Origin of the sequence: Halocynthiibacter sp. (assembly GCF_049608145.1) — a bacterium.
Lineage (GTDB): Bacteria > Pseudomonadota > Alphaproteobacteria > Rhodobacterales > Rhodobacteraceae > Halocynthiibacter.
In genome coordinates this window covers 1-26,035 of record NZ_JBMYXF010000026.1, presented here as the reverse complement: position 1 = coordinate 26,035, position 26,035 = coordinate 1, and the positions used below count along the sequence as shown (strand labels likewise).

Sequence of the window (26,035 nt, the reverse complement as noted above, 5' to 3'; positions counted from 1 at the left end):
CCACACATTTTCCAATCAGGCCAGACGGCTGACGACAATCGTCACCTCAGGCTTACGCCCGATTTCTGCATTGGCGGAACGACGTACCTCACGGCGCAGGGCCTCTTCCAGCTTATCGTCATCACGCAGCGTCTTTTTATCTGCACGCATCACAAGCTGCCCCAGATCTTCTTCTAGCACGTCCTGAAGTGGCGCATTAGACGTTCCTGTTTCAGGCAAACCTTTCAGTTCGACCCATGGTTCACCCAGAGGCTCATTCTTTTCGTCGATGATCAATGTCACCAGAACATGCCCATTCAGCGCCATACGGATCCGGTTGCGCACAACCCCATCCATTGCACCGATCTGCACCGTACCATCCAGATAGGTACGCCCGGTTTCAACATAGTCCACGATCTGACCACCAGCGGCAATATCTACCATGGTTCCATTCACAGCCAGAACGGCGGAACGACCATTGCTCATGGCGACTTTCACATGTTCGCGCAAATGGCGGTGTTCACCGTGCATCGGGATCACAAGATCCGGGTTCATGATTTCATGGGCACGTTCCAGATCCGGACGGTTCGCGTGACCTGACACGTGATAAATGCCCGCGCGATCGTCCACAACATCAACACCCATCTCAGAGAAACTGTTGATAATGCGGATCACGCCGCGTTCATTCCCCGGAATGGTTTTGGATGAAAACAGGAACAAGTCGCCCTCTTTCATCGTCAAGCCAAGATATTTCCCACGCGCTAGTTGCGCAGATGCCGCACGACGTTCGCCCTGCGAACCCGTCACCAAAAGCATCAGGTTTTCACGAGGAAGTTCCCGTGCATCTTCTGGTGAAATCGTTTTTGGGAAGCCTTGCAGCACACCCGTTGCATGGCCTGCTTCAACCATACGACGCATGGAGCGCCCCAGCAGGCAGACAGAACGACCAGCGGCAACACCAGCCTCAGCCAAGGTTTTCACACGTGCAACGTTTGACGCAAAAGTCGTCGCAACAACCATGCCTTTGGCTTCAGACACCAGCTTGGTGATCTCGGGGCCAACGGTAGATTCAGATTTGCCGGGGTGCTGCGAAAACACATTGGTGGAATCACAAACCAAGGCTTTCACACCGTCTTTCGCGATATCCGCCCACATCACCGGATCAAAGGCTTCGCCCACCAATGGGGTTTCATCCAGCTTGAAGTCACCCGTATGCACAATGCGCCCTTCAGGTGTATCAATCACCAGACCAGAGCTTTCCGGAATGGAATGCGCCAGCGGCATAAACGCCACTTTAAACGGTCCGGCATCCACCATGGCAGGCCATGGATCGCAGATAACAACTTCTTCTTCAGGCTTGCCCTGTTCGCCCATCTTGCGTGCGGCATGGTAAGCGGTGAAAGGACGTGCATAAACAGGCGCTTCCAAACGGTCCCAGAGATGGCCGACGGCCCCCACGTGATCTTCGTGGGCGTGGGTGATAAAGATCGCATCTAGGCGGTCTTTACGTTCTTCCAGCCATGCGATGTCTGCGAAGATCAGATCAACCCCAGGGGAGCCATCCATATCCGGAAAAGTCACACCAATATCCACCAGAATATAGCGTTCTTTGCCCTTGGGACCATAGCCATACACATAGGCGTTCATACCAATTTCCCCGGCTCCGCCAAGGGGAAGATAAATCAGACGGTTTTTGCTGCTCATAGAGTGCCAGCATCCTTATTATATTTGTGAATAACGACCAGCCCATGCATGGTCAGGTCGTCTTCAATCGTGTCAAAGCCGGTTTCGGCTTGTTCAAACAAAGGGGCAAGACCCCCGGTGGCGACCACTTTCATCGGCTGGCCATATTCCGTTTTAATCTTTTCAATCAGCCCGCTGATCAGGCCGGAATAGCCCCAAAACACACCCGACTGAATACAGCCCACTGTGTCGGTGCCTATTACTTTTTCCGGTCGGGAAATATCCACATGCGGCAGCGCGGCTGCGCCCTGGTGCAGGGCTTCAAGCGACAGGTTGATTCCCGGCGCAATCACACCGCCTACATAGGCGCCATCTTCCGCAACCACATCAAAATTCGTCGCAGTCCCGAAATCAACCACAACTATGTTGCCCCCATGCCGATCCCAGGCGGCGGCAGCATTGGCCAATCGGTCAGGGCCGGGGCGTGTACCTTCGTCCACACGTGGCATCACAGGCAGTAAACATTCAGGTTTGCCAACCACCAGAGGGCGGCAATCAAAGAAGCGATCCGCAAAGACACGCAGGTTCCAAACCACACGCGGTACGGTGGAGCTGATCACAACATCCGTAATATCCGCACTGATGCCATAATGGCCAATGAGCGTCGTGAACCAGGTAAAATAAGCATCCGCCGTGCGCGAATGATGGGTGGACGTGCGCAGGGTGCAAAGAAATTTCTCGCCGTCCCAAATCGAAAACACAGTGTTTGTATTGCCGCAGTCAATGGCCAGAAGCATGTGCCGCCCCTCCCCTTCAGAAGAAAATATCAGCGGCGGCAATGACCTGACGCCCAGCTGTGGTTTTCAGAACAAGGCTGCCCGCCTCATCAATGGTTTCAAACGTGCCCGTGATTTCCGCCGTCCCTGTGCGTGCCGTAATCACATCGCCAAGGCGTGCGGCACGCGCAAGAAACTCTTCGCGCAATGGGCCAAAACCATAAGTTTTCAAACGTTCTTCCCAAGCGGCAAAGACTGGCGCCAGCAGGTCAAGAAAAGCTTCGGGCGTGATATGCGCCCCTGCTTCTTGCAGACTAACAGGACGCACGGCGCGTTTCTCCAGCCCGTCAACCAATGGCACATCCGCAAGGTTCACACCAATACCAACCGCCAAATGCATGAGGCCAGTTTGCCCGGCAATCCCCGCACTCTCAAGCAAGATACCAGCCAGCTTACCGCCATTCAGCAAAACATCATTGGGCCATTTCAACGCAAAGACATCCGCACGCCCCGTGGCCGCAACACAGGCATCATAAAGCGCCAAAGCAGCGACAAAACTGTAAAGCGCCACATCTCCGGGTTTGCCATCCGGGCGCAGCGCCAAGGTCGCGGAAAAATTGCCCTTGGGATCAACCCAGCCCCGACCACGCCGCGCGCGCCCCTTGGTTTGCTCCAATCCCAGAATCCACGTCGGCCCCGAAAGTGTCGGGGCCTGACGGATTGCTTCTGCATTTGTGCTGTCGACAGAGGGCAGGACAAGACGCCCCACCCCATCAGGCCATTTAGTTGACAAGAGCTTGCGCCGCCGCTGCTGCAATCGGTTCGACACCAAACAGGTTCACGATACCAACCAACATGATCACCGCAGAGGCCATCAAACCAGCCGTCAAGATCGGTGAAATGCCACCGTCCAGCGTGTCTTCTGCCTCTTCACCGAAGTACATGAAATACACGATGCGCAGGTAGTAGAACGCGCCAATCACGGATGCGATCACACCGGCAACCGCCAGCCATGACATGCCCGCGTTCACCGCCGCTTGCAGCACATAGAACTTACCGAAGAAGCCCAACATCGGCGGAACACCCGCCAGGCTGAACAGTAGAACCAGCATCGCCAATGCGCGCAAAGGCTCGGCCTTGGCGTATTGGTTCAGCGCGGAAATGTCGGTCACAGCCTTGCCGTCTTTTTCAAGCGATAGGATAAAGGCAAATGTGCCGATGTTCATGGTCACATAGATCGCGATATAGACCAACATCGCCTGCACGCCAAACGCCGTGCCCGCCGCCAAGCCCATCAAGGCAAAGCCCATATGCGCGATGGAGGAATAGGCCATCAGGCGTTTGATGTTGCGCTGACCGATCGCTGCGATTGCGCCAAGGAACATGGACACAACAGACAAAAGCGCGATGATCTGGCTCCAGTCACCACTTGCGCCGCCAAATGCGTCATGCAGCACACGGGCAAACAGGCCCATGGCCGCAACTTTTGGCGCGGTTGCAAAGAAGGCCGTCACAGGTGTGGGCGAGCCTTCATAAACGTCAGGCGTCCACATGTGGAACGGCGCCGCTGAAACTTTGAACGCAAGGCCGGATGCAATGAACACCATGCCAAACAGCAAGCCAAGGCTTAGGTGATCGGCGTGGATCGTGGACATGATGCCTGCAAATTGCGTGGTGCCCGCGAAACCATAGGTCAAGGATGCGCCATACAGCAGCAAACCAGAAGACAGCGCACCAAGTACGAAGTATTTCAAGCCAGCTTCGGTTGAGCGCACTGAATCGCGGTGCAGCGAGGCAACCACATAAAGCGCAAGCGATTGCAATTCCAAGCCGACATAAAGCGCCATCAGATCGCCCGCAGACACCATCATCATCATGCCAACAACCGCCAGCGTCAGAAGAATAGGGTACTCAAAGCGCAGAAGATCGCGCTTTTGCATGTAATCCTGGCCCATGACCAACACGGCCGCCGCAGACAGCAAGATCACCACTTTGGCAAACCGTGCGAAGGCGTCATCGTTGAACGCGCCGTTGAACGCGGTCTGTGTGCCCGGCCCTGCAAAAGCGATCCAAAGACCGACAATTGTGAACATTGCCGCCGTCGCCCAAAGGATCGTGCCCGCAAGCTTATCCTTGCTGGTGTAAACCGCGACCATAAGTGCTGCCATCGCGTAAACCGCCAAGACGATTTCCGGCAATACAACTGAAATATCCTGAGAAATCATAGTACAGGTCCCTTAATGCGATGCTGCCGGAGCCGCAGCCTCTGCCATGACGGCAGGGACGGCTTCGTGATAGTTATGTACAAGTGCTTCCACAGATGGGCCGATGATATCGGTGACCAACCAAGGCGCAACACCCAGTAAGATTGTCATGACAACCAGCGGCGCGAAGATGATCTTCTCGCGTGGTGTGATGTCTGAAATCGTTGCCAAGGCTTCTTTGATCAGCTCGCCCATCACCACGCGGCGATAGAGATAGAGCGCATAAGCCGCCGACAAGATCACACCAGATGTCGCGAACATTGCGATCCAAGTGTTGACCTGGAAGATGCCCATCAAGACCAAGAATTCGCCAACAAAACCAGAAGTGCCCGGCAGGCCGACGTTCGCCATGGTGAAGAACATAAAGATCAACGCGTAAGCCGGCATGCGGTTCACAAGACCACCATAAGCACTGATTTCGCGTGTGTGCATGCGATCATAGATCACGCCGACACATAGGAACAACGCACCCGAGATAAACCCGTGGCTGATCATCTGGAAAATCGCACCATCAATACCTTGTTGGTTCGCCGTAAAGATCCCCATGGTCACGTAACCCATGTGGGCCACGGATGAATAGGCGATCAGCTTTTTCATGTCTTCCTGCACCAGCGCAACAAGTGACGTGTAGACAATCGCAATCGCGGACATCCAGAACACCATCGGTGCCAGAAGGTCAGATGCGACGGGGAACATTGGCAGTGAGAAGCGCAAGAAACCATAGCCACCCATTTTCAAAAGAACCGCCGCAAGGATCACAGACCCCGCGGTTGGCGCTTGAACGTGGGCGTCAGGAAGCCATGTGTGCACAGGCCACATTGGCATTTTCACCGCGAAACTTGCGAAGAACGCCAAGAACATCAAGGTCTGCATGCCGCCAACAACTTGCATGCCCATAAGGCTGAAGCTGCCCGTGTCAAACGTGTGCGTCAACAATGTTGGAATGTCGGTTGTGCCCGCATCCAAATACATCGCGATCATCGCAACCAACATCAAAACGGACCCGATGAAGGTATAAAGGAAGAACTTGAATGCCGCATAAATACGGTTTGCCCCGCCCCAGATGCCGATGATCAGGAACATTGGGATCAAGCCCGCTTCAAAGAAGACATAGAACAGAACCAGGTCCAGCGCCATGAAGACGCCCAACATCAGTGTTTCCAGCAGCAAGAATGCGATCATGTAATCCTTGACGCGATCGGTCACAGTCCAACAGGACAGGATCACAATCGGCATCAGGAACGTGGTGAGCATCACAAACAGGATCGAGATCCCGTCAACGCCCATCTTATATTTCAGCCCCATGATCCATTCTTTTTCCTCAACGAACTGAAAGCCCGTGTTGGAAGGATCAAAGCCGGTCAGAATGAAAATCGACAGAAGGAAAGTTGCCGATGTTGTTGCCAAAGCCAACCATTTTGCGTTCTGCTGGGCAGCGGCTTCGCTTCCCCGCATGAAAACTGCAAGAATAACAGCCCCGAGCAACGGGATAAAAGTGACGAGGGAAAGAAGGTTGTCCATGTTATTCAGCCCCTCCGCTGATCGTAAGCCATGTCATCAGAACCAGAACGCCGATGACCATCCAGAAGGCATAAGTAAAGATAAAGCCGGACTGCGCGCGACCCGCGAGCCGTGTGAAAAACGGGATAATTCCCATGGCAACACCATTCAGCGCGCCATCAATCGTTTGCTGATCACCACGCTTCCAAAGGAAACGACCCAGCGCCTGTGATGGTTTGACGAATAGGAAATCAAAGATCTCGTCAAAGTACCATTTGTTCAGCAGGAACTGATAGGCATGTGGTTGTGCCTTGGCCAAACGACCGGGCAAAGTTGGGTTCCAGATATACATCCAGAGCGCCAACAGCAGACCTGCAAGCATCGCAATGAACGGTGAGACCTTAACCCATTTCGGGGCGTGGTGTGCGTTGTCCATCACATGGTTATCCGGGTGGGTGTAAACCGCACCAGATCCAGGGGTCCAACCCGCGGCATGTTCTTCCGCCGCGGCTTCACCATGGCCCGCATCGGCATCCGCCGTGTCACCATGGCTTGCGTCAGCCACAACAGCAGTTGCCCCCGCGTCCACTTCAAACACAGCGTCTGTATCGCCGTGACCAGCATCCGCCGTAGCAATTTCTGCCGCTGCAACTTCGTGGGTCGGCACACCGTAGAATTTATTCACAGCATCATGATCGCCAAAGAACGGCTTCAACCACAGCATACCCGCAAAGATCGCACCCAGCGCCAATACACCAAGCGGCACCAACATAACCATTGGGCTTTCATGTGCGTGATCGTGGGTATGGGCATCGCCGCGCGGCTTGCCAAAGAAGGTCATGAACATCAGACGCCAAGAATAGAAAGACGTCATGAAGGCGGCAATCACCAGCATCCAGAAACCATAGTTACCAGCAGCCGTCTGTGCACCCCAAGCGCTTTCGATGATCGCATCTTTAGACAGGAATCCCGCAAAACCGATGGTTGTCAGTGGGATACCAACACCTGTGATCGCAAGCGTACCAATCATCATGGCCCAATAGGTCACTGGGATCTTTTTGCGCAGGCCGCCGTAATTGTTCATATCTTGCTCGTGGTGCATCGCGTGAATAACGGACCCTGCCCCAAGGAACAACATCGCCTTAAAGAAGGCGTGTGTGAACAGATGGAACATCGCGGCAGAGTAAACGCCAACGCCCGCCGCCACGAACATATAGCCCAGCTGCGAACAGGTGGAATATGCGATGACCCGTTTGATGTCGGTTTGCACAAGGCCCACGGTGGCAGCGAAAAACGCGGTTGTGGCGCCAATGTAAACGATAATGGTGGTGGCCTCTGGTGCGAATTCCATCAAAGGCGACATGCGACAGATCAGGAAAACACCCGCGGTCACCATGGTCGCCGCGTGGATCAAGGCGGACACAGGTGTCGGCCCTTCCATCGCGTCAGGCAACCAAGTGTGCAGGAACAATTGCGCCGATTTACCCATCGCACCGATGAACAGCAAGAAGGCCAGCAAGTTCGCTGCGTTCCATTCTGTCCAGAGGAACGTGATGTTCTGATGCGCCAAATCCGGTGCCGCTGCAAAGACCACATCAAAGTCGATGCTGCCAGTCATGTAGAACAGGCCAAAGATCCCAAGCGCGAAACCAAAGTCACCGACCCGGTTCACAACAAAAGCTTTCATCGCCGCCGCGTTTGCGGATGGCTTCTTATAGTAGAAGCCGATCAGCAAATAAGACGCAACACCCACACCTTCCCAGCCAAAGAACATTTGAACCAGGTTGTCAGAGGTCACCAGCATCAACATGGTGAAGGTAAAGAAGCTGAGATATGCAAAGAACCGCGCACGATAGCTTTCGCCTTTCGCGTCATCAAAGTTCTCGTCATGGGCCATATAACCCCACGAATACAGGTGAACCAAGGCTGAAACCGTGGTCACAACGATCAACATAATCGCGGTCAGACGGTCCAGACGAATGGCCCAGCTGGTATCAAGCGTGCCGGATTGGATCCATGTCGCGATCTCGATCAGGCGGGTCTCGCCGTCAAAACCAAGGAACACGACCCAAGACAGAAATGCCGCCAAGAACAACAGGCCTGTGGTGATCAGCTGTGCGCCTTTTTCACCGATAATCCGCCAGCCGAAGCCGCCGATCAGCGCGCCCACAAGCGGGGCAAAGAGGATGATTTTTTCCATGTCCCCTTACCCTTTCATTACATTGACGTCTTCAACCGCGATCGTACCACGGTTGCGGAAGAAGCAAACAAGGATCGCAAGGCCAATCGCGGCCTCTGCTGCGGCCACTGTCAGCACGAAAAGCGTAAACACCTGCCCGACAAGATCGCCGCTGTAGGATGAAAACGCGACAAGATTGATATTCACCGCCAGAAGCATCAATTCGATCGACATCAATAGAATGATGACGTTCTTACGGTTCAGAAAAAGCCCGAAGATGCCAATGACGAACAAAGCCGCCGCCACGCCTAGGTAATGTTCAAGTCCGACCATTTTTCCTTTAGTCCTTCTTCTCTTCGTTCTTTTTATTCTTATCACCACGCGCCAGCATGACCCGCAGAGTTATTCCAAAAGCAATCATCGCAATCCCGATGATCAGCCAGCTGTTCACTTACAGCCCCTGCCCCGGTTTCACGTCGATCAGCTCCATTGCTTTGGCTGGATCGCGGTGCATTTGTTCCATGACGTTTTGACGTTTCACATCGGTCCGGTGACGCAATGTCAGAACAATCGCGCCGATCATGGCAGTCAACAGGATCAGGCCAGAAGCTTGGAACAGGTAGATATAGTCATCATAAATCAGCAGACCCAAAGCTTGGGTGTTGTGAATGTCGCCGATGGCAGGTGTCACGGCTTGGCGCAGGCTTTGCGCTTCTTCTGCGACTTGCCACGTGCCAAATACCATGGCGAGTTCCATCAAGATCACGACGCCGATCAACAGGGCAACCGGCATATATTTTGCCATGCCGCTTTTGAGTTCCGCGAAATCCACGTCGAGCATCATCACAACGAATAGGAACAAAACCGCGACCGCGCCCACGTAGACGATAATCAACAACATCGCGACGAATTCCGCGCCCAAAAGCACAAACAAGCCCGCCGCCGAAAGGAATGCCAGGATCAACCACAGAACCGAGTGCACGGGGTTGCGGCTGATCACCGTCAGGAACCCAGCGACCACAGTTGTGATGGCAAAAAGATAAAATGCGAAATCAGCGACTGTCATTCGCCTGTCTCCTTTTTCTCGCTGTCAGCCAGCGCATCCTGTGCAAGTTTTGCCGCACGTGTGGACGCGGGCAGACCTGCAAACATACCCATCATTGCGATGGTTTCTGAAATTTCTTGCGCCGTGGCGCCTGCCGCATGTGCATGGCGCACCGTCAGTTTGAACGGCATCTCCGCCTGCGCGCCTTGGCAGGTCAGACCAGCCAATGTCAGCAATAGTTTTGTCTTCGCGTCCAACCCGTCTTCCGACAGGCCTTTGCCGAACATCCCTTCCATCCAATCCGCAGGCATGGTTGGGATCAGCTTTTCAAACCCATCCGCTGCGAAGGTCTCAAGCGCTGGGTTCACGGCTTTCGCCATCTCCCCAAACTGTTCTTGGGCCTGTTCCATCATGGCTGCAAAAGGGTTTGTCGGGCTGCTCATCGGTAAGGCGCATCCATTTCCAGGTTGCGCGCGATTTCCGCTTCCCAACGTGCACCGTTATCCAAAAGCTTTTCTTTATCATAGAACAGCTCTTCGCGGGTTTCGGTTGAGAATTCAAAATTCGGCCCTTCAACGATTGCATCCACCGGGCAGGCTTCTTGACAGAAACCGCAGTAGATACATTTCGTCATATCAAGGTCATAGCGCGTTGTGCGGCGCGACCCATCATCGCGGGGTTCCGCGTCAATGGTGATCGCCTGTGCTGGGCAGATCGCTTCGCACAGTTTACAAGCAATGCAGCGTTCTTCGCCATTTGGGTAACGGCGCAGCGCGTGTTCACCACGGAAACGTGGGCTAAGCGGCCCTTTTTCCTGTGGGTAGTTCAGCGTTGCTTTTGGGGCAAAGAAATACTTCAGACCCAATTGAAAGCCCTTGATGACATCCATCAGCAGAAAGTATTTCGCCGCGCGTGTGTAATCCATAGCCATCGATCAGCCCCCCACTGCCCAGCGTGCGTAAGCACCGCCAAAGGCTCCGTATTGTGCAAAGAACGCGACCAAAACAACCCAAGCCAGAGACATTGGCAGGAAGATTTTCCAACCGATGCGCATCAGCTGGTCGTAACGGTAACGCGGTGTGATTGCCTTCACCATCGCGAAGATGAAGAAGAAGAAAATGATTTTCGCGATCAGCCACAGGATGCCATCTGGAAGGCCTGGGATCGGTGACAACCAGCCACCAAAGAACAGCAGCGACGTCAGGGTACACATCAACACAACCGCCATCAATTCACCGATCATGAACAGAAGGAAGGGCGTGGATGAATATTCAACCTGATAGCCCGCCACCAATTCGGATTCCGCTTCGGGAAGGTCAAATGGGGGACGGTTTGTTTCCGCAAGCGCTGAGATGAAGAACAAAAATACCATCGGGAAATGTGGCAACCAGAACCATGAAAAGATGCCATATGCGCCGTCTTGTGCCGCAACGATACCAGAGAAGTTCAAGGAACCGGATGAGATAATCACACCGATGATGATCAGGCCTAGCGAGACTTCATAAGAAATCATTTGGGCTGCAGAACGAAGGGAGCCAAGGAACGGGTATTTCGAGTTCGACGCCCAACCGCCCATGATCACGCCGTAAACCTCAAGCGATGAAACCGCGAAGATATACAGGACCGCGACGTTCAAATCCGCCAGAACCCAACCCTCATTGAAGGGGATCACGGCCCAGGCAATGACTGCCAGAACGAATGTGGTCATGGGTGCGAGGAAGAAGACAGCTTTGTCCGCCCCCGCAGGTACAACGACCTCTTTCACGATGTATTTCAAGAAATCCGCAAAACTTTGCAGCAGACCAAAAACCCCAACCATGTTGGGACCTTTGCGCATCTGCACAGCCGCCCAGACCTTACGGTCCGCGTACATCAGGAAGGCCAAAGCCACCAGAATAGGAACAAGCACCAACAGACACTGACCAATGATCAGCAGCAAAATGCCCAGGTTAGTAGTGGTGAAGAATTCGACCATCTGTTGCCTCTTATACCGTCGGTATGTCAGTTTCCACGCAGTTCGCACGCACGACTTCTGCATCGATTGTACGCGAACCACGCGGCAGCGCCGCTGAGATGCTGTAAATAGCATCCCCTTGCCAAACGCCAGCCTCATTTTTGATATTCGTGCGCAGATGTCGCGCAAATCCGTAACCACGGATCAACGCATATTGCGCAACCGCACAATCCGCATAGGCCGCGACATCCGCCCGCCCACGCGCACCGCGCATCTTTACGTCAAAGGCGATCAGATCATCGCCTTCATAATCCCGGTCCAGCAAACGGGTTTCGATACCCAGATACTCCGGTTCAAATGGCGCGTCGGGATCCACAGGCCCCTGAGCACCCGAAACACAAGCTGACAGTGAGACAAAAATCCCCCCAGCCAACATGGTTCTAAGCGTCAGGGAAGTTCCTGTGATATGCCGAAAAACACTCATTATTCAGCCGCCATCGCCTGTTCTGACCGTGCTTTCGCGTTCGCCGACAGTTCTGCCATCAACTGGCTGGATCGCGCGATCGGGTTGGTCAGATAGAAATCACTGATTGCATTGATCAGTGTCGCCTTACCCGGCTTGCGCAGGGCAACACGTTTCCATTCATTCTCAGGCACATCGTTTATCGCGCCCAAATGCGGCACGGCTTCGATCATCTGTGTGCGCAGTGCACCAAGGCTGTCCCAAGGCTGGGTCGCTTCAAGCTCTGCAGACAATGCCCGCAGGATGGCCCAGTTTTCTTTCGCATCACCCGGCGCAAAACCCGCACGTTGCGCCAGTTGTGGACGCCCTTCGGTGTTCACAAATACGCCGCTTTCTTCGGTATACGCTGCACCCGGCAGGATCACATCCGCACGATGCGCGCCGCGATCCCCATGGCTGCCCTGGTAGATCACGAAGGCCCCCTTATCGATGTCGACTTCGTCAGAGCCCAGATTGTAGATCACTTCAGCGCCATCAAGAGCTGCATCCAAGCCACCTTCGGTCACGGCAGCAACATCCATCGCACCAACGCGGCCGGCGGCTGTGTGCAGAACCAGGAATTTGCTTTCAGTGGTTTCGGCAAATTTCATCGCCTGAGACAGAACCGCTTCGCCATCTGCTTCGCGCAAGGCACCCTGCCCGATAATCACAACAGTGTCTTTGCCCAGTGCCCCGTCATGGCCACCTTCATTCAGTTTCAGAAGCGCATCGCGATCCGTACCAAGATGATGATATTCAAATGTCAGATCCACGGCTTCGCCCACAAGACCGACAGTCGCACCAGACATCCAGGCTTTGCGGATACGTGCGTTCAGAACCGGTGCTTCCACACTCGGATCAGCACCAATGATCATGATGGCTTTGGCCGTGTCGATATCTTCAACCCGCGCCGTGCCCACATAACCAGACCGGTTGTCTTCCGGCAGCTTCGAACGATCTGTACGGCATTCAACTTTGCCGCCCAGGCCTTCCACCAGTTGTTTCAGAGAAAATGCTGCTTCGGTCGACACAAGGTCCCCCACAAGACCGGCAACTTTCTTGCCTTTCATCGCATCCGCAGCTTTCCCAAGAGCTTCACCCCAGGTGGCTTTGCGCAGTTTGCCGCCTTCGCGCACATAGGGCGTATCCAGACGTTGACGACGCAGACCATCCCAAACAAAGCGGGATTTGTCAGAAATCCATTCCTCATTCACGCCATCATGGTTGCGCGGCAGTATGCGCATCACTTCGCGGCCTTTGGTATCCACACGAATGTTGGAACCAAGCGCATCCATAACATCGATGGTCTCAGTTTTACGCAGTTCCCACGGGCGTGCGGTAAACGCATAGGGTTTAGAGGTCAGCGCACCAACCGGGCAAAGATCAATGATATTGCCCTGCAGATTGCTGTTCAGTGTTTCATTCAAATAACTTGTGATCTCAGCGTCTTCGCCACGGCCTGTCTGGCCCATCTGGGAAATACCAGCGATTTCCGTGGTGAAACGCACACAGCGCGTGCAAGAAATACAGCGAGTCATCGCGGTGGAAACAAGCGGCCCCAGATCCAGATCATCTACAGCACGCTTTGGTTCAGTGTGCCGCGTGGTGGACAGGCCATAAGCCATGGCCTGATCCTGCAAGTCACATTCGCCGCCTTGGTCACAAATCGGACAATCCAGCGGGTGGTTGATCAGCATGAATTCCATCACACCTTCACGCGCCTTTTTCACCATGGGGGAGTTGGTCTTCACAACAGGTGGTTGGCCTTCGGGGCCAGGGCGAAGGTCACGGACCTGCATGGCACAGGAGGCCGCCGGTTTTGGCGGGCCGCCCACAACTTCGACAAGACACATGCGGCAGTTGCCGGCAATCGACAGACGTTCGTGATAACAGAAACGTGGCACTTCCACGCCCGCCTGTTCACACGCCTGAATCAGGGTCATGGCCGGATCGACCTCAACCTCTTTCTCGTCGATGATGATCTTACGCAGGTCCGTCATGTCCTAGTCCGTCCTCAGAAAATTGCCGATCTGGCTGCCAGCGGACATCTCCGCACGGCCAATGGCACAATAGCTTTCCGCGTTGCCCACACGGGCCCCACGCTGGGTCAGCCAGTTATCAACATGGACATAAAGCCGGGCTTCTTGATCCGTGTCGTCGATATAGGCTTCGATTTCATCCGCGCTGTAACCTTGGTCTTGCGCGAAACTGTGAATGGAACGCAGATACATAAAACTGCGCACACGTTTATAAGTCAGATCCGGACAGCGCTTGTGAATGCGCCGCACTATCCCGGCTGTGATCAAGCGATTGTTCACAGCATCATTTTGAGCCAAGGGCACAGGCGCAGCAGCAACCACCGGAACAGCTGTCAGAACCGCCAGGGCGCCAGCCACAAGAAACTTTTTAATATCAGACATAAGATGTCTCCTTTCGATAGAAAGGAGCTGGGGTTTCCCCCACCTGATATTCAATAACATCCATGCATACATACCAAATACCGGCAGAGACCTGCCGCGTATCGGTGCCTTTTGGCTGATGATATGTTGCGTGTTGTTTCATTGTTCCGCTTATTCCGCAGCCATAGCGCCCATGCGCCCGGTTTTATTGGCTTTAATGCGATCTTCGATTTCTTCGCGGAAGTGACGGATCAAGCCTTGAATTGGCCAAGCCGCCGCATCCCCAAGCGCACAAATCGTGTGGCCTTCGACCTGTTTGGTCACATCAAACAGCATGTCGATTTCTTCAACTTCTGCCTCACCACGTACCAGACGATCCATCACGCGCGCCATCCAGCCCGTGCCTTCACGACAGGGTGTACATTGACCGCAGCTTTCGTGTTTAAAGAACTTGCTCAGACGCCAGATCGCTTTGATCACATCGGTGTTCTGATCCATGACGATCATACAGGCCGTGCCCATGGACGACCGGTTTTCACGCATCCAGTCGAAATCCATGATTGCGTCTTCACACATCTCTTTCGGCAGAACCGGACAGGATGCACCACCAGGAATGATCGCTTTCAGATTATCCCAGCCACCACGAATGCCGCCGCCATGTTTTTCGATCAGCTCGCGCATGGGAAGGGACATTTCTTCCTCAAACACGCAAGGTGTGTTCACGTGACCGGACATGGCAAACAGCTTCGTACCGGCATTATTCGGACGACCAAAGGATGAAAACCATTCCGGCCCACGACGCAGAATGGTCGGCGCAACCGCGATGGATTCAACGTTGTTCACAGTGGTCGGACAGCCATACAGACCAGCCCCCGCAGGAAACGGCGGTTTCATACGCGGCATGCCTTTTTTGCCCTCAAGGCTTTCCAGCAGCGCGGTTTCTTCACCACAGATATAGGCCCCTGCCCCATGGTGCAGATAAAGATCAAAATCCCAGCCGGATTTACAGGCATTCTTTCCCAGAAGACCGTCCGCATAACATTCGTCAATCGCCGCCTGCAGCGCTTCGCGTTCGCGGATGAATTCACCACGGATGTAGATATAGGCGTTGTTCGCCCCAATTGCGAAACTTGCGATCAGCGCACCTTCAATCAGGGTATGCGGATCGTGGCGCATGATCTCGCGGTCTTTACATGTGCCGGGCTCAGATTCATCCGCATTGATCACAAGATATGCCGGACGACCGTCGGTTTCTTTCGGCATGAAAGACCACTTCAGACCGGTCGGGAAACCCGCACCACCACGGCCACGCAGGCCGGATGCTTTCATCTGGTCAATGATCCAGTCACGCCCGTTTTTGATGATCTTTGCAGTGCCATCCCAATGGCCACGCTTCTTCGCACCCGCAAGGCTACGGTCGTGCATACCGTAGATGTTGGTAAAGATCCGGTCCTGATCCTTCAGCATCTTACTTTTCCTTCCATTGCGAGTGGTCGTTTCCGCCACCCCGCCCTCACGGGCTTAGCTATCATCACGGCGCGCGCGCCAAATTCCTATTGCAACCACCAGCACCCAGACAAAGGCTGCGATTGCCATCAGATCAAACAGATAGGCAAACCGTCCGGGAAGCCCCAGCAACCTGCCAATCCATTGTCCCCCAAGCCAGAGGATCACCGCACCCGCAACAACAAGGGATAACATCCTTGCCCGACGTGCCAGTTCATGATCCTTCTCTGGGGTCATTGCTTATTCACCCTTGTACACGCCGCCCTTTTTGACGCGTGCAGAGAATTCAGTTTCTTCACCGGCTGCCAATGCTTTCGCCTGATCAATCCAGCCATCACGTTCGATACGGCCTTTGAACTTCAGGCGGCTATCCACCCAGGCCACCGCCGCCGCATCCCATTTGGCGATCTGATCAAAATGCCAGAAGCCAAGGTCATTCAGTGTGGTTTCAAGCTTTGGACCAACGCCCTTCAGCTGTTTCAGATCATCCGCACCGGCCTTGCGTGGCGCAGACATGGTGCGTGGTTTCTTCTCCGCAACCTCACCTGTTGGCGCAGCTTCCACCTTTGCAGGCGCAGCCTTTTTCGCAGCGGGTTTCTTCGCCGCAGGCTTGGCCGCTTTCTTTTCTGCTTCGGCCTGCTTTGCAGCCGTCACAAATTCAAAAGGGGCCGCATCGCCCGTGTGTGGACGCCCGCCTCGATCTGTCCAAGGCGCAGTCAGAGGCACTTCTGTGCCGTCAATCCGCTTTACAGTTTCTCCGATATCCGTCGCCAGCTGAACCGAGGCATTGTACTGTGTCTTTCCGCTTTCGTAGTCGGACAGAACAACCGCACCCCCCGCAGGTTCACAGCCATAGCGACCGTTTTGCGGACCCGGTACAGGCACGTCGCCCTTACCCAGACGGGTGAGAATATCGCGTAGCATTTCAGGCGTTAGATCTTCATAGAAATCTTTACCAATCTGCACCATTGGCGCGTTGGAACAGGCCCCTAAGCATTCCACTTCTTCCCAAGAAAATTTGCCATCTTCAGACACATCATGCGGGTTCGCCGCAATCATGTCCTGGCACACAGCAATCAGGCTTTCCGCACCACAGATCATGCAAGACGTGGTTCCGCAAACCTGAACATGTGCAATAGAACCAGTGGGTTGCATCTGGAACATAAAGTAGAAAGACGCAACTTCCAAAGCACGAATATAGGCCATGCCCAGCATATCCGCGACATATTCAAGGGCGGGCTTAGACAGCCAACCTTCCTGTTCCTGCGCGCGCCACAACAGTGGAATAATCGCGCTGGCTTCGCGCCCCGCAGGGTATTTCGTCAGCTGTGCCGTGGCCCATGCAAGGTTCTCAGGCGTGAAAGCAAAGCTTTCGGGCTGGGTGTGATGTAGACGGCGTAGCATTATTCGCTGGCCTCCTCAAAGACATATTCAATATGGGGGGTGCGGGTGCGGAGTATCATCAACGGTCGATCTCCCCGAACACAACATCCATGGTGCCGATGATTGCGGCGACGTCCGCCAACTGATGGCCGCCAGCCACGTGATCCATGGCCTGTAAGTGCAGATAGCCCGGTGCCCGGATCTTGGAGCGGTATGGTTTATTGGTGCCGTCCGCCACAAGGAAGACGCCGAATTCGCCTTTGGGGGCTTCAACAGCGGCATAAACTTCGCCCGCAGGCACGTGGAAGCCTTCAGAGTACAGTTTGAAGTGGTGGATCAGCGCTTCCATAGATGTCTTCATGTCACCACGTTTTGGCGGGCTTAGCTTGCCACGGGCCATCACATCGCCCTGCCCTTCCGGGGCACGCAGTTTTTCAATCGCCTGCAACATAATACGCAGAGACTGACGCATTTCTTCCATGCGACACAGGTAACGGTCATAACAGTCGCCGTTTTTGCCCACCGGAATTTCGAAATCAAATTCATCGTAGCATTCATAAGGCTGGCTGCGGCGCAGATCCCAGGCAAAGCCAGATCCACGCACCATCACGCCAGAGAAGCTCCAATCCAGGATATCTTTTTCGGTTACAATACCAATATCCGCGTTGCGCTGTTTAAAGATCCGGTTTTCGGTCAACAGCCCGTCAATGTCGGCCAGAACCGCAGGGAAGGTTCCACACCATTCTTCGATATCATCCAGTAGATCATCAGGCAGATCCTGATGCACACCGCCCGGACGGAAATAGTTGGCGTGCAGACGCGCACCACAGGCACGTTCATAGAACACCATCAGCTTTTCGCGTTCTTCAAATCCCCAAAGCGGCGGGGTCAACGCCCCAACATCCATCGCCTGTGTGGTGACGTTCAGCAGGTGGTTCAGAATACGGCCGATTTCGGAATACAGCACACGGATCAGGCTGCCGCGACGGGGCACTTCGGTGCCGGTCAGTTTTTCAATCGCCAAACACCATGCGTGTTCTTGGTTCATCGGTGCCACGTAATCCAGACGGTCGAAATACGGCAGGTTCTGCAGATAAGTTCGGCTTTCCATCAGCTTTTCAGTGCCACGGTGCAGCAGACCAATGTGGGGATCGCAGCGTTCTACAATTTCGCCGTCCAGTTCAAGCACCAGACGCAAAACACCGTGGGCCGCAGGGTGTTGCGGACCAAAGTTGATGTTGAAGTTGCGGATCTTCTGCTCGCCTGTGCGCGCATCGTCAAACTTCGGGGTTCCGTCCATCATTCAGCTACCTTCGTCATATCTCGTTTCCAGCGTACGGGCAGATCGTCAAAGCGGCGCTCTACAGCCTTATACTGGTCATCCAGCAACGCACGCGCTGCAATTTTCAGATCCGGTCGCATCGCTGTGGAATGACCGGCATGAACTTTCTTTTCTAAGTCCGCAGGGTGATAACTGATGCCCAGAAAGCCACAGATATCGCGGATTGTGCTGTCGAAAAACAGGCGTTCAAAAAACAGAACCATACGGTTGCTTTCCGGCACAGCGTTGTCGAGTTTTTCCAATGTGGACGCATAATCAGACCGCTGCATCAGCGCCGGATGCTGCCCGCGTTTAACAACGCGTTCCAAGATCGTATTGGAAAATTCGTTCAATGACCGCCCTTCTTCAAGGCGGCGCGAGGCGTTCATGCGGATATTGGACCAAAGCCGATCAACAGGGTCACGCATGATATAGATAAAACGGGTTTCCGACGTTAGGTCAGACATTTCGCGCAACGTTTCTTCCGGCAAAAGCGCATAAGCTGGCGTGATATCCCCCGCCAGTTTGGCCCCGTCTTCTGTCGCGGAATCCAGCAAGAATTCGCGATAGGCAGAATGCCCTTCGCGATCCGATGTAATCACCTCAGAAGCCACGCGGTATTCTTCAGAAGACATCAGCGTATTCAGCTTGCGCACGCCTTCATGACCTTCAGATTGTGACAAGAACTTATCAGCTTTTGAATTCAGGTTGGCCGCCTGAAGCTGTATTGCGTCTGCATCCGTCGTGTTGAAATAATGCAGTTCCTTAACCGCCGGCATACGACACTCAGGATGCGAGCGTAGATAACGGTAGAGCCAGCTGGTCCCCGCTTTCGTTGCACCTATCCCAAACATGAGCGTCGCCTGCCCCATTCTTAACCTTTGGCCTCTTTTTTCTCATCACCTGGTAGAATGTATTCCGCGCCCTCCCAGGGGGACATGAAATCAAACTGACGGTATTCTTGCACAAGATTCACAGGTTCATAGACCACGCGCTTCAACTCTTCGTCGTAACGCACTTCAGTGTAACCGGTGGTCGGGAAGTCTTTCTTCAGCGGATGACCACGGAACCCATAGTCGGTCAGAATACGGCGCAGATCCGGGTGGCCGGAAAACAGGATGCCGAACATATCGAACACTTCACGTTCAAACCAGTTGGCACTGGGGTGCACAGACACGACAGAAGCAATCATTTCCTCTTCACGCAACTGACTGCGCAGTCGGATCCGGTGGTTCTGATACATGGATAGAAAATGGTAGATCATATCGAAACGCTTGTCGCGCGACGGGTAATCCACAGCAGTAATATCGATCAGGCTGGAAAACTGACACTGACGGTCGTTCTTCAGGAATTCGACAAATCCGACGATCTCGGATGGTGCCACATCCACGGTCAACTCACCATGGTCAGACACGACATATGAGATCACCGCATCTGGCTGTTTCAGCTCAAGATAAGCGCCAAATTCGTTCAGGGCTTCGTACATCTTTAGATCCCCTTATCGCGCGATGGTGCCGGTGCGGCGAATTTTGCGTTGCAGTTGCAGAATGCCATACATCAGTGCCTCGGCGGTGGGCGGGCAGCCTGGAACATAAACATCCACAGGCACAACACGGTCACAACCGCGCACAACAGAATAGCTATAGTGATAATAGCCGCCGCCATTCGCGCAAGATCCCATGGAAATCACATACCGCGGTTCTGGCATCTGATCATAAACCTTGCGCAACGCCGGTGCCATTTTATTGGTCAGCGTGCCCGCAACAATCATCAGGTCTGACTGACGTGGGGACGCGCGCGGTGCGGTGCCATAACGCTCTAAGTCGTAACGGGGCATGGATGTGTGCATCATTTCAACCGCACAACAGGCCAGACCAAAGGTCATCCAGTGCAAGGAACCCGTGCGCGCCCAGTTGATCACATCTTCGGTGGACGTCAGGATGAAACCTTTATCCTGAAGTTCTTTGTTCAATTCAGCGGTGGCGACAGAACGATCTTCGCCAGCAGTTGCAGCCGTCATTCCCATTCCAGCGCCCCCTTCTTCCATTCGTAAGCGAAACCAATGGTCAGCACCCCAAGGAACACCATCATGGACCAGAAACCAACCAGCCCGACATCCTTAAAGGCAACAGCCCATGGGAAGAGGAAAGCGATCTCAAGATCGAAGATGATAAATAGGATCGACACAAGGTAGAACCGCACATCAAATTTCATCCGCGCATCGTCAAAAGCATTAAATCCACATTCATAAGCAGAGACTTTTTCCGGGTCGGGATTGCGTACAGCGAGGACAACAGCGGCAAGGATCAAAACAAGTCCAATGCCAATGGCCAACGCAAGAAAAATCAGGATGGGGAGGTATTCTCTCAGAAGGTCTTGCACATCTGGCTCCTTGGTGGCGTGAAAGCAACGCGTGCCTGGTTGCCTTTGGGTTTAAACCCCCGTGTCATCAGGGTCAATGCAGAGGGCGTTAACGAAGTACAGTTTTTATACAGTCTTGCTTTCCCTACTTTTCGCGCCAAACCTCAACAAATACAGATAAACAAGACAGTTTTCGCAATGCCCTGGTGTTCCCCTAGGTTAATGACTTCACGACTGTGTCATTAAATCGCGCTTACTTTCAGCGGAAACAGACCAAACTTGGCGTAAAGGCGACTCCCCTACACTCCTCCTATGGCACCCCAAAAGCCACCTTGAACGACGGTATTTCTGTCACATTTTCGCCTCCAACCGCTTCAGATCTGGCCGCCCATGTGCAATCCTGGTCAATTCTGTTAGCGTCCGCAGGATTCGATTTACTCAAACAGGGTTCACACATGTTTTCGCGCCTTTTCGCTGCTTTTCTTTTTGTTGTTTCTGTCACTATTTCCTCTGTTTTACCGGCCTCCGCACAGACAACTGCATTCGTTCAGATTGAAGCGAAGCCCGACCTTCAGGGCGCACAGACCCGTGCCCGCGCATGGTCAAACGAGCTGTTCGAAGTCAACGGTTTTCGTATGCGGTCTGGCTGGTATGCCATTGCCTTGGGTCCATATTCGGCAGCAGATGCAGAAGACCGGATGCGCACCTTAAAAGCCAATGGCGCTATTCCCCGCGACAGCTATATCACCAACAGCCTTGATTATTCTCAACAGTTCTGGCCAACCGGCGCAAGCGCGCTGACGAACCCCCAACCTGTTGATCCGGTCCAGACACCGATCGAACAGGCGACTGCAGATCCTGCGCCGGCTGAGATCATTCTGGAAGCCACCCCAGCCGAACCGGATGAAACCCCACGCGAAGCCCGCCGTTCCGAAGCCAACCTGACCCGCGACGAACGCAAAGAGCTGCAGGTCGCTCTGCAGTGGGAAGGTTTCTATGATGCTGCGATTGACGGATCCTTTGGGCGCGGCACACGTCGTTCCATGGCTGCCTGGCAGGGCGCAAACGGTCACGACACATCCGGTGTTCTGACAACCGCACAACGCCAACAGCTTCTGACCCGCTATAACGAAGTACTGGCCAGCATAGGAATGACGTCACACACCGACACAACAGCCGGGATCACCTTGGATATTCCGGGCGCCTTGATCACCCGCAGCCGCGAAGAATATCCGTTTGTGCAGTTTGATGCGAAAGACGACAGCGGCGTGCGCATGCTTCTGATTTCACAATCTGGCACCCGCGCCACACTGCATGGTCTCTATGATATCATGCAAACACTGGAAATTGTGCCACCACAGGGCCCGCGCAGCAAAGAGGCGGACAGCTTCACCCTTGTTGGCCAGAACAGCGATTTCATCAGCCACACCGAAGCACGCTTTGCCAATGGCGAAGTCAAAGGCTTTACCCTCGTCTGGCCTTTGAATGATGAACGTCGCCGCCAACGCGTTCTCACCGCAATGCAAAACAGCTTCACCTCCCTGCCCGGCACAAGCCTGCCCCTGACAGATCCCGGCGATGACCAAAGCATCGACCTGCTGGCAGGTCTTGAAATTCGTAAACCCACCCTGTCGCGGTCCGGTTTCTACATTTCCGATAACGGGACGGTTCTAACCACATCTGAAATCCTAGGGCAGTGCGGCGAGATCACCCTAAACCACGACACCAGCGCAGAAATCATCTTCTCGGATGAGGCGCTCGGCGTTGCGGCGTTGCGGCCGACATCCCCAATGGCCCCTGCCGCCGTGGCCCAATTGCGTGATGGTTCTGCCCGCCTTCAGTCAGACGTAATTGTCGCGGGTTTCCCGTTTGAAGGTGTTCTGCCAGCCGCGACCCTAACCTGGGGCCGTCTGGAAGACATTCGCGGCCTGAATGGGGAAAAAGCAGTGCAGCGCCTTGCGATGCTGGCAGAGCCTGGAGATGCAGGTGGCCCGGTGTTTGACACATCCGGCGCGGTGATTGGTCTACTCAATCCCGTCGCTTCACCCGAAGGTCAGCAACTGCCCGAAATCGTGCGTTTCGCCACACGCAGCCCGGCTCTGGTTGATTTGTTATTCGCAAACAACATCACCCCCACAGCCCCTACAGCAACCGATGCAATCGCACCGGAAGACCTGACAACCCGCGCCGCTGAAATGACCGTATTGGTCAGCTGCTGGGAATAAGAAATCACAGCGCCCGGAAATCAGTAAATCCCTGTTTTCCGGGCGCTGTATGGTAAGAAATCAGATGCCGCCACGGCATCCAAGACATCACTGAATTGTTGATCCATCTTACGCAAGCCAGACCATAACAACACAATATCTGCGCGCGCCTTGGGAGAACATATTGGAACAGTCAATATGGGTTTGCCATCATAAGAGATGTCATTCGGAGGATGCGAATAGCTTATGCCAACACCAAGATCATGCGCCGCCATAGAGCGCATCATCTCCAGAGACGTCGCTCTATGAGTGATATTTGGCGTCAGCTGGGATTCATCAAAAAGGTTCCGGATAAAACCTTCGGATAATTCCTCTGTTGAGAGGATCAGCGGATAATTTATCAGATCTTCAATGTCGATCGATGAACGCGTCGAAAGTGGATGATCTATTGAGAGAAACGCAACTGGTTTGATATCTATGATTTTGCGCCGTTCAAACGCCCCTTCAAATCCTATGTCATAGGAAATCGCTATGTCAGCCCGGCCTTCGGCAAGATCCGCCGCCAGTTTGGAAAAACGGCCCTCCTGCCCCTTGAAAGAGACCGACGGGAAGCTAGCCTTTAACATTTCCAGCGTGGAAAGAAGATACCATGGGGCAATGTCTTCAAAGCATCCCACCACGATTGGACGAACCTTTTCTGGCCCCAACTCAATTTCGGTGGCCAGACGGATCAGATTACGTGCCCTGTCCACTACCTGATGCCCAAATGGTGTTATTTGGATGGCAGCACCTTTGCGGCGAACAAACATTGGCTGCCCAAGTTTTTGTTCAGCTCGTGTAATAGCAACAGAGAGTGACGGCTGTGAAACATGCAAAAGGGCCGCAGCATCCGTTAGGCTACCAGCGTCGGCGACAGCAACGATGTACTCATATTGGCGGAGTGTAATATATAGCATAAAGCTAATAATAATATCACCAGACATTATTGGAAGTTAAATATTGCAATGGATATGATTTCTCTGAAATGGAGGATTTCACACATGCATTCACTTCTAACCCAAGAACACATTGAAACCTATCAACGTGATGGGGTCGTTCTGATCAAAGGACTTTTCAAGGATCAGGTCGAAAAAATACGCGCGGGAATTGAACGTAACATGAAAGAACCCGGGCCTTATGCATCGGAAAACCTGCAGCAAGGCGAAGGTGGCCGGTTTTTTGATGACTACTGTAATTGGACCCGCATTCCCGAGTTCGAACAGGTGATCCGAACCTCTTGTGCGGCAGAAATCGCCGCAGATCTGATGGGCTCAAATCGTGTACAGGTTTTCCACGACCACGTATTGGTTAAGGAACCGGGCACATCCAAACCGACCCCCTGGCATCAGGACGGGCCATATTACTTTGTGAGTGGCCTGCAGAACATCAGCTTTTGGTCCCCGATGGATATGGTTCAAGAGGCAAGCCTTCGGTGTGTTGCCGGCAGCCATAAATGGGAAAAGCCAGTCTTGCCCACCCGTTGGCTTGCGGAAACAAACTTTTATCCAAATGAAGATGAATACATGCCAGTCCCAGATCCCGATGCGGAAGGTATGAATATCAAAGAATGGGCAATGCAAGCAGGCGACGCTGTTGCTTTCAACTATGGCACGCTTCACGGTGCACGGGGGAATGAAACAGGGACCCGCCGTCGCGCATTTTCCTTGAGACTCGTTGGAGACGACGCCCGCTATATCGAACGCCCAGGACCTACGTCACCCCCATTTCCCGGCCACAACATGCAGCCAGGTCAGACCCTACGCGAAGATTGGTTTCCGGTCATTTTTCAGCGCTAACATATGTAGGAGCCGTCGCCATGTCGGCGGCTCCGGTCAGGTATCCAGAAAGCAGCAAAAAGCCCGTTCTAATTTATTTCGCCTGACACGCATGTTTGGTAGGATATAAAAACGCCCCATATAGCATCAGAGATATTTGATATATAACAACACACAAAGTATAGTTTTAAGCTATACGGATACCTAAGCGCAAAACATCACACGCTTTTATCCAGTCTTTTCTGTCAGCCACTCAAACACAAGCCGCGCCCTGTCTGATGACTGATTGTGCAGTTTCAAGTAAAAATCCTGCGTCGCGGCCACGGCTTCCGGCAACAACCGGACAAGCTTTCCTGCGCTGACAATTTCAGACGTCAAGCTTTCCCAACCCAGAACCGCCCCCATGTCATCCTGCGAAGCTTGCAGGGCGATGACGTAATTATTCACCCGGTGCTTTACATTCAATGGCCCGCTATACCCCAACGCGGCGGTCCAATTGTTCCAGTTCGTCCATCCAGTGTCCCCATCTGCCAGATGGATCAATGGCACTTTTGCCAAATCTTCTACCGTCTTGATATTATATAGCTTTGCAAATTCCGGACTGCCAAGCGCCACGGTTTCCCCGTGAAACAGTTTGCGACATATACCGCTGTCATTTGCCATATCGCCGTAATGAATACTCAGGTCACAGCCCGACACATCGTGATGATCATCGCTCACAAGCTGCGCCACAGAAATATGTCCGTAGTTACGCCAGAACGTCGCCAAACGGGGCGTCAACCAAAGGGAACTGACGGCCGTACTTGACCGTATTGTCACCGAAGACCGGCTGTGTTGCGCCCGCAATTGTTTCAGAGATTCATCAATACCCTCAAATGATCGCTGCAACGACACCAGAAGATACGCCCCGCTTTCCGTCAACTCTACCCCCCGATGAAATCGATGAAACAACGGGCAGTTCAACTCTTTTTCGAGCGATTTTACCTGATGGCTGATGGCTGCGGTGGTTACATTCAATTCATCTGCAGCACGCTTAAAACTCTCGTGCCGCGCTGCCGATTCAAAACTGATCAGGGAACTGGCCGGTGGCAAATCATAGGGGCGTTTGGGCAAGCTGATCTCTCTCTTTTGGCTCATATCACTTTCGTTTCTTACAGTTGCACGT

Annotated in this window: 26 protein-coding genes; 2 read left to right on the top strand and 24 right to left on the bottom strand. The window is 53.6% G+C overall.

The genetic code is table 11. From position 1 onward, the window contains the following. Positions 1-15 precede the first annotated feature (15 nt). The 22 genes from ACPGUT_RS09520 to ACPGUT_RS09415 form a co-directional block, all read right to left on the bottom strand. Positions 16-1,683 (bottom strand): ribonuclease J, encoded by a 1,668-nt coding sequence (locus ACPGUT_RS09520; protein WP_423990734.1) that lies wholly within the window; start codon positions 1,681-1,683, stop codon positions 16-18. Next, positions 1,680-2,459 (bottom strand): type III pantothenate kinase, encoded by a 780-nt coding sequence (locus ACPGUT_RS09515; RefSeq protein ID WP_423990732.1) that lies wholly within the window; start codon positions 2,457-2,459, stop codon positions 1,680-1,682. Before ACPGUT_RS09515 ends, ACPGUT_RS09520 begins: the two co-directional genes overlap by 4 nt. A gap of 16 nt (positions 2,460-2,475) precedes the next feature. Continuing rightward, complete coding sequence (locus ACPGUT_RS09510; protein ID WP_423990730.1) at positions 2,476-3,231, bottom strand: biotin--[acetyl-CoA-carboxylase] ligase; 756 nt, start codon at positions 3,229-3,231, stop codon at positions 2,476-2,478. Further along, complete coding sequence (nuoN, locus tag ACPGUT_RS09505) at positions 3,221-4,663, bottom strand: NADH-quinone oxidoreductase subunit NuoN (RefSeq protein ID WP_423990729.1); 1,443 nt, start codon at positions 4,661-4,663, stop codon at positions 3,221-3,223. Before nuoN ends, ACPGUT_RS09510 begins: the two co-directional genes overlap by 11 nt. A gap of 12 nt (positions 4,664-4,675) precedes the next feature. After that, positions 4,676-6,223 carry an NADH-quinone oxidoreductase subunit M gene (locus ACPGUT_RS09500; protein WP_423990727.1) on the bottom strand — a complete coding sequence of 516 codons (1,548 nt, stop codon included), beginning with the start codon at positions 6,221-6,223 and terminating at the stop codon, positions 4,676-4,678. A gap of 1 nt (position 6,224) precedes the next feature. After that, complete coding sequence (gene nuoL / locus ACPGUT_RS09495; RefSeq protein ID WP_423990725.1) at positions 6,225-8,402, bottom strand: NADH-quinone oxidoreductase subunit L; 2,178 nt, start codon at positions 8,400-8,402, stop codon at positions 6,225-6,227. Between the two features lie 6 nt (positions 8,403-8,408). Further along, positions 8,409-8,714, bottom strand: a complete 306-nt coding sequence (gene nuoK, locus ACPGUT_RS09490; protein ID WP_039017093.1) for an NADH-quinone oxidoreductase subunit NuoK — start codon at positions 8,712-8,714, stop codon at positions 8,409-8,411. A gap of 118 nt (positions 8,715-8,832) precedes the next feature. Then, positions 8,833-9,447, bottom strand: coding sequence for an NADH-quinone oxidoreductase subunit J (locus tag ACPGUT_RS09485; RefSeq protein ID WP_423990722.1), 615 nt, complete (start codon positions 9,445-9,447; stop codon positions 8,833-8,835). Then, complete coding sequence (locus tag ACPGUT_RS09480; protein ID WP_423990720.1) at positions 9,444-9,869, bottom strand: carboxymuconolactone decarboxylase family protein; 426 nt, start codon at positions 9,867-9,869, stop codon at positions 9,444-9,446. Before ACPGUT_RS09480 ends, ACPGUT_RS09485 begins: the two co-directional genes overlap by 4 nt. Then, on the bottom strand, positions 9,866-10,357 hold the full coding sequence (gene nuoI, locus ACPGUT_RS09475) for an NADH-quinone oxidoreductase subunit NuoI (protein WP_423990718.1): 492 nt from the start codon (positions 10,355-10,357) through the stop codon (positions 9,866-9,868). Before nuoI ends, ACPGUT_RS09480 begins: the two co-directional genes overlap by 4 nt. A 3-nt stretch (positions 10,358-10,360) precedes the next feature. After that, complete coding sequence (nuoH, locus tag ACPGUT_RS09470) at positions 10,361-11,401, bottom strand: NADH-quinone oxidoreductase subunit NuoH (protein WP_423990716.1); 1,041 nt, start codon at positions 11,399-11,401, stop codon at positions 10,361-10,363. A gap of 10 nt (positions 11,402-11,411) precedes the next feature. After that, positions 11,412-11,816 (bottom strand): hypothetical protein, encoded by a 405-nt coding sequence (locus tag ACPGUT_RS09465; RefSeq protein WP_423990770.1) that lies wholly within the window; start codon positions 11,814-11,816, stop codon positions 11,412-11,414. 47 nt (positions 11,817-11,863) lie between these two features. Beyond that, on the bottom strand, positions 11,864-13,882 hold the full coding sequence (gene nuoG, locus ACPGUT_RS09460; RefSeq protein WP_423990714.1) for an NADH-quinone oxidoreductase subunit NuoG: 2,019 nt from the start codon (positions 13,880-13,882) through the stop codon (positions 11,864-11,866). A gap of 3 nt (positions 13,883-13,885) precedes the next feature. Next, the gene (locus tag ACPGUT_RS09455) at positions 13,886-14,302 is read right to left on the bottom strand and encodes a DUF5333 domain-containing protein (RefSeq protein WP_423990712.1); all 417 of its coding nucleotides are present in this window, start codon (positions 14,300-14,302) and stop codon (positions 13,886-13,888) included. A gap of 150 nt (positions 14,303-14,452) precedes the next feature. Next, positions 14,453-15,748 carry an NADH-quinone oxidoreductase subunit NuoF gene (nuoF, locus tag ACPGUT_RS09450; protein WP_423990710.1) on the bottom strand — a complete coding sequence of 432 codons (1,296 nt, stop codon included), beginning with the start codon at positions 15,746-15,748 and terminating at the stop codon, positions 14,453-14,455. A 54-nt stretch (positions 15,749-15,802) separates the two neighbouring features. Further along, entirely contained in the window at positions 15,803-16,024 is a 222-nt protein-coding gene (locus ACPGUT_RS09445) for a DUF5337 domain-containing protein (protein ID WP_423990708.1), read from the bottom strand. A gap of 3 nt (positions 16,025-16,027) precedes the next feature. Further along, positions 16,028-17,191 (bottom strand): NADH-quinone oxidoreductase subunit E, encoded by a 1,164-nt coding sequence (locus ACPGUT_RS09440; protein ID WP_423990706.1) that lies wholly within the window; start codon positions 17,189-17,191, stop codon positions 16,028-16,030. Between the two features lie 58 nt (positions 17,192-17,249). Further along, positions 17,250-18,470 (bottom strand): NADH-quinone oxidoreductase subunit D, encoded by a 1,221-nt coding sequence (locus ACPGUT_RS09435; protein WP_423990768.1) that lies wholly within the window; start codon positions 18,468-18,470, stop codon positions 17,250-17,252. Next, positions 18,470-19,345, bottom strand: a complete 876-nt coding sequence (locus tag ACPGUT_RS09430; RefSeq protein ID WP_423990704.1) for a sulfotransferase — start codon at positions 19,343-19,345, stop codon at positions 18,470-18,472. The genes ACPGUT_RS09435 and ACPGUT_RS09430 overlap by 1 nt, the downstream gene beginning before the upstream one ends. A 20-nt stretch (positions 19,346-19,365) precedes the next feature. Next, the gene (locus ACPGUT_RS09425) at positions 19,366-19,977 is read right to left on the bottom strand and encodes an NADH-quinone oxidoreductase subunit C (RefSeq protein WP_423990702.1); all 612 of its coding nucleotides are present in this window, start codon (positions 19,975-19,977) and stop codon (positions 19,366-19,368) included. A gap of 12 nt (positions 19,978-19,989) precedes the next feature. Continuing rightward, positions 19,990-20,517, bottom strand: a complete 528-nt coding sequence (locus ACPGUT_RS09420; protein ID WP_423990700.1) for a NuoB/complex I 20 kDa subunit family protein — start codon at positions 20,515-20,517, stop codon at positions 19,990-19,992. Further along, positions 20,508-20,873, bottom strand: a complete 366-nt coding sequence (locus ACPGUT_RS09415) for an NADH-quinone oxidoreductase subunit A (protein ID WP_423990698.1) — start codon at positions 20,871-20,873, stop codon at positions 20,508-20,510. Before ACPGUT_RS09415 ends, ACPGUT_RS09420 begins: the two co-directional genes overlap by 10 nt. 434 nt (positions 20,874-21,307) lie before the next feature. On the opposite strand from ACPGUT_RS09415, the gene ACPGUT_RS09410 reads away from it, so the two are divergent. Then, complete coding sequence (locus tag ACPGUT_RS09410; protein ID WP_423990696.1) at positions 21,308-23,077, top strand: serine protease; 1,770 nt, start codon at positions 21,308-21,310, stop codon at positions 23,075-23,077. A gap of 20 nt (positions 23,078-23,097) precedes the next feature. Here the strand turns inward: ACPGUT_RS09410 and ACPGUT_RS09405 are convergent, their stop codons facing one another. After that, on the bottom strand, positions 23,098-24,039 hold the full coding sequence (locus ACPGUT_RS09405; RefSeq protein WP_423990694.1) for a LysR family transcriptional regulator: 942 nt from the start codon (positions 24,037-24,039) through the stop codon (positions 23,098-23,100). Between the two features lie 57 nt (positions 24,040-24,096). On the opposite strand from ACPGUT_RS09405, the gene ACPGUT_RS09400 reads away from it, so the two are divergent. Then, positions 24,097-24,891, top strand: a complete 795-nt coding sequence (locus ACPGUT_RS09400; protein ID WP_423990692.1) for a phytanoyl-CoA dioxygenase family protein — start codon at positions 24,097-24,099, stop codon at positions 24,889-24,891. Between the two features lie 207 nt (positions 24,892-25,098). Here ACPGUT_RS09400 and ACPGUT_RS09395 read toward each other — a convergent pair. Next, positions 25,099-26,035, bottom strand: a 937-nt coding sequence (locus ACPGUT_RS09395) for a LysR family transcriptional regulator (RefSeq protein WP_423990690.1), incomplete at its 5' end; no start/stop codon positions are given.

Coding starts and splice junctions, on each gene's coding strand:
- ACPGUT_RS09520 (WP_423990734.1), bottom strand. CDS start 1,683: ATGAGCAGCAAAAACCGTCTGATTTATCTTCCCCTTGGCGGAGCCGGG.
- ACPGUT_RS09515 (WP_423990732.1), bottom strand. CDS start 2,459: ATGCTTCTGGCCATTGACTGCGGCAATACAAACACTGTGTTTTCGATT.
- nuoN (WP_423990729.1), bottom strand. CDS start 4,663: ATGATTTCTCAGGATATTTCAGTTGTATTGCCGGAAATCGTCTTGGCG.
- ACPGUT_RS09500 (WP_423990727.1), bottom strand. CDS start 6,223: ATGGACAACCTTCTTTCCCTCGTCACTTTTATCCCGTTGCTCGGGGCT.
- nuoL (WP_423990725.1), bottom strand. CDS start 8,402: ATGGAAAAAATCATCCTCTTTGCCCCGCTTGTGGGCGCGCTGATCGGC.
- nuoK (WP_039017093.1), bottom strand. CDS start 8,714: ATGGTCGGACTTGAACATTACCTAGGCGTGGCGGCGGCTTTGTTCGTC.
- ACPGUT_RS09485 (WP_423990722.1), bottom strand. CDS start 9,447: ATGACAGTCGCTGATTTCGCATTTTATCTTTTTGCCATCACAACTGTG.
- ACPGUT_RS09480 (WP_423990720.1), bottom strand. CDS start 9,869: ATGAGCAGCCCGACAAACCCTTTTGCAGCCATGATGGAACAGGCCCAA.
- nuoI (WP_423990718.1), bottom strand. CDS start 10,357: ATGGCTATGGATTACACACGCGCGGCGAAATACTTTCTGCTGATGGAT.
- nuoH (WP_423990716.1), bottom strand. CDS start 11,401: ATGGTCGAATTCTTCACCACTACTAACCTGGGCATTTTGCTGCTGATC.
- ACPGUT_RS09465 (WP_423990770.1), bottom strand. CDS start 11,816: ATGTTGGCTGGGGGGATTTTTGTCTCACTGTCAGCTTGTGTTTCGGGT.
- nuoG (WP_423990714.1), bottom strand. CDS start 13,882: ATGACGGACCTGCGTAAGATCATCATCGACGAGAAAGAGGTTGAGGTC.
- ACPGUT_RS09455 (WP_423990712.1), bottom strand. CDS start 14,302: ATGTCTGATATTAAAAAGTTTCTTGTGGCTGGCGCCCTGGCGGTTCTG.
- nuoF (WP_423990710.1), bottom strand. CDS start 15,748: ATGCTGAAGGATCAGGACCGGATCTTTACCAACATCTACGGTATGCAC.
- ACPGUT_RS09445 (WP_423990708.1), bottom strand. CDS start 16,024: ATGACCCCAGAGAAGGATCATGAACTGGCACGTCGGGCAAGGATGTTA.
- ACPGUT_RS09440 (WP_423990706.1), bottom strand. CDS start 17,191: ATGCTACGCCGTCTACATCACACCCAGCCCGAAAGCTTTGCTTTCACG.
- ACPGUT_RS09435 (WP_423990768.1), bottom strand. CDS start 18,470: ATGGACGGAACCCCGAAGTTTGACGATGCGCGCACAGGCGAGCAGAAG.
- ACPGUT_RS09430 (WP_423990704.1), bottom strand. CDS start 19,345: ATGTTTGGGATAGGTGCAACGAAAGCGGGGACCAGCTGGCTCTACCGT.
- ACPGUT_RS09425 (WP_423990702.1), bottom strand. CDS start 19,977: ATGTACGAAGCCCTGAACGAATTTGGCGCTTATCTTGAGCTGAAACAG.
- ACPGUT_RS09420 (WP_423990700.1), bottom strand. CDS start 20,517: ATGGGAATGACGGCTGCAACTGCTGGCGAAGATCGTTCTGTCGCCACC.
- ACPGUT_RS09410 (WP_423990696.1), top strand. CDS start 21,308: ATGTTTTCGCGCCTTTTCGCTGCTTTTCTTTTTGTTGTTTCTGTCACT.
- ACPGUT_RS09405 (WP_423990694.1), bottom strand. CDS start 24,039: ATGTCTGGTGATATTATTATTAGCTTTATGCTATATATTACACTCCGC.
- ACPGUT_RS09400 (WP_423990692.1), top strand. CDS start 24,097: ATGCATTCACTTCTAACCCAAGAACACATTGAAACCTATCAACGTGAT.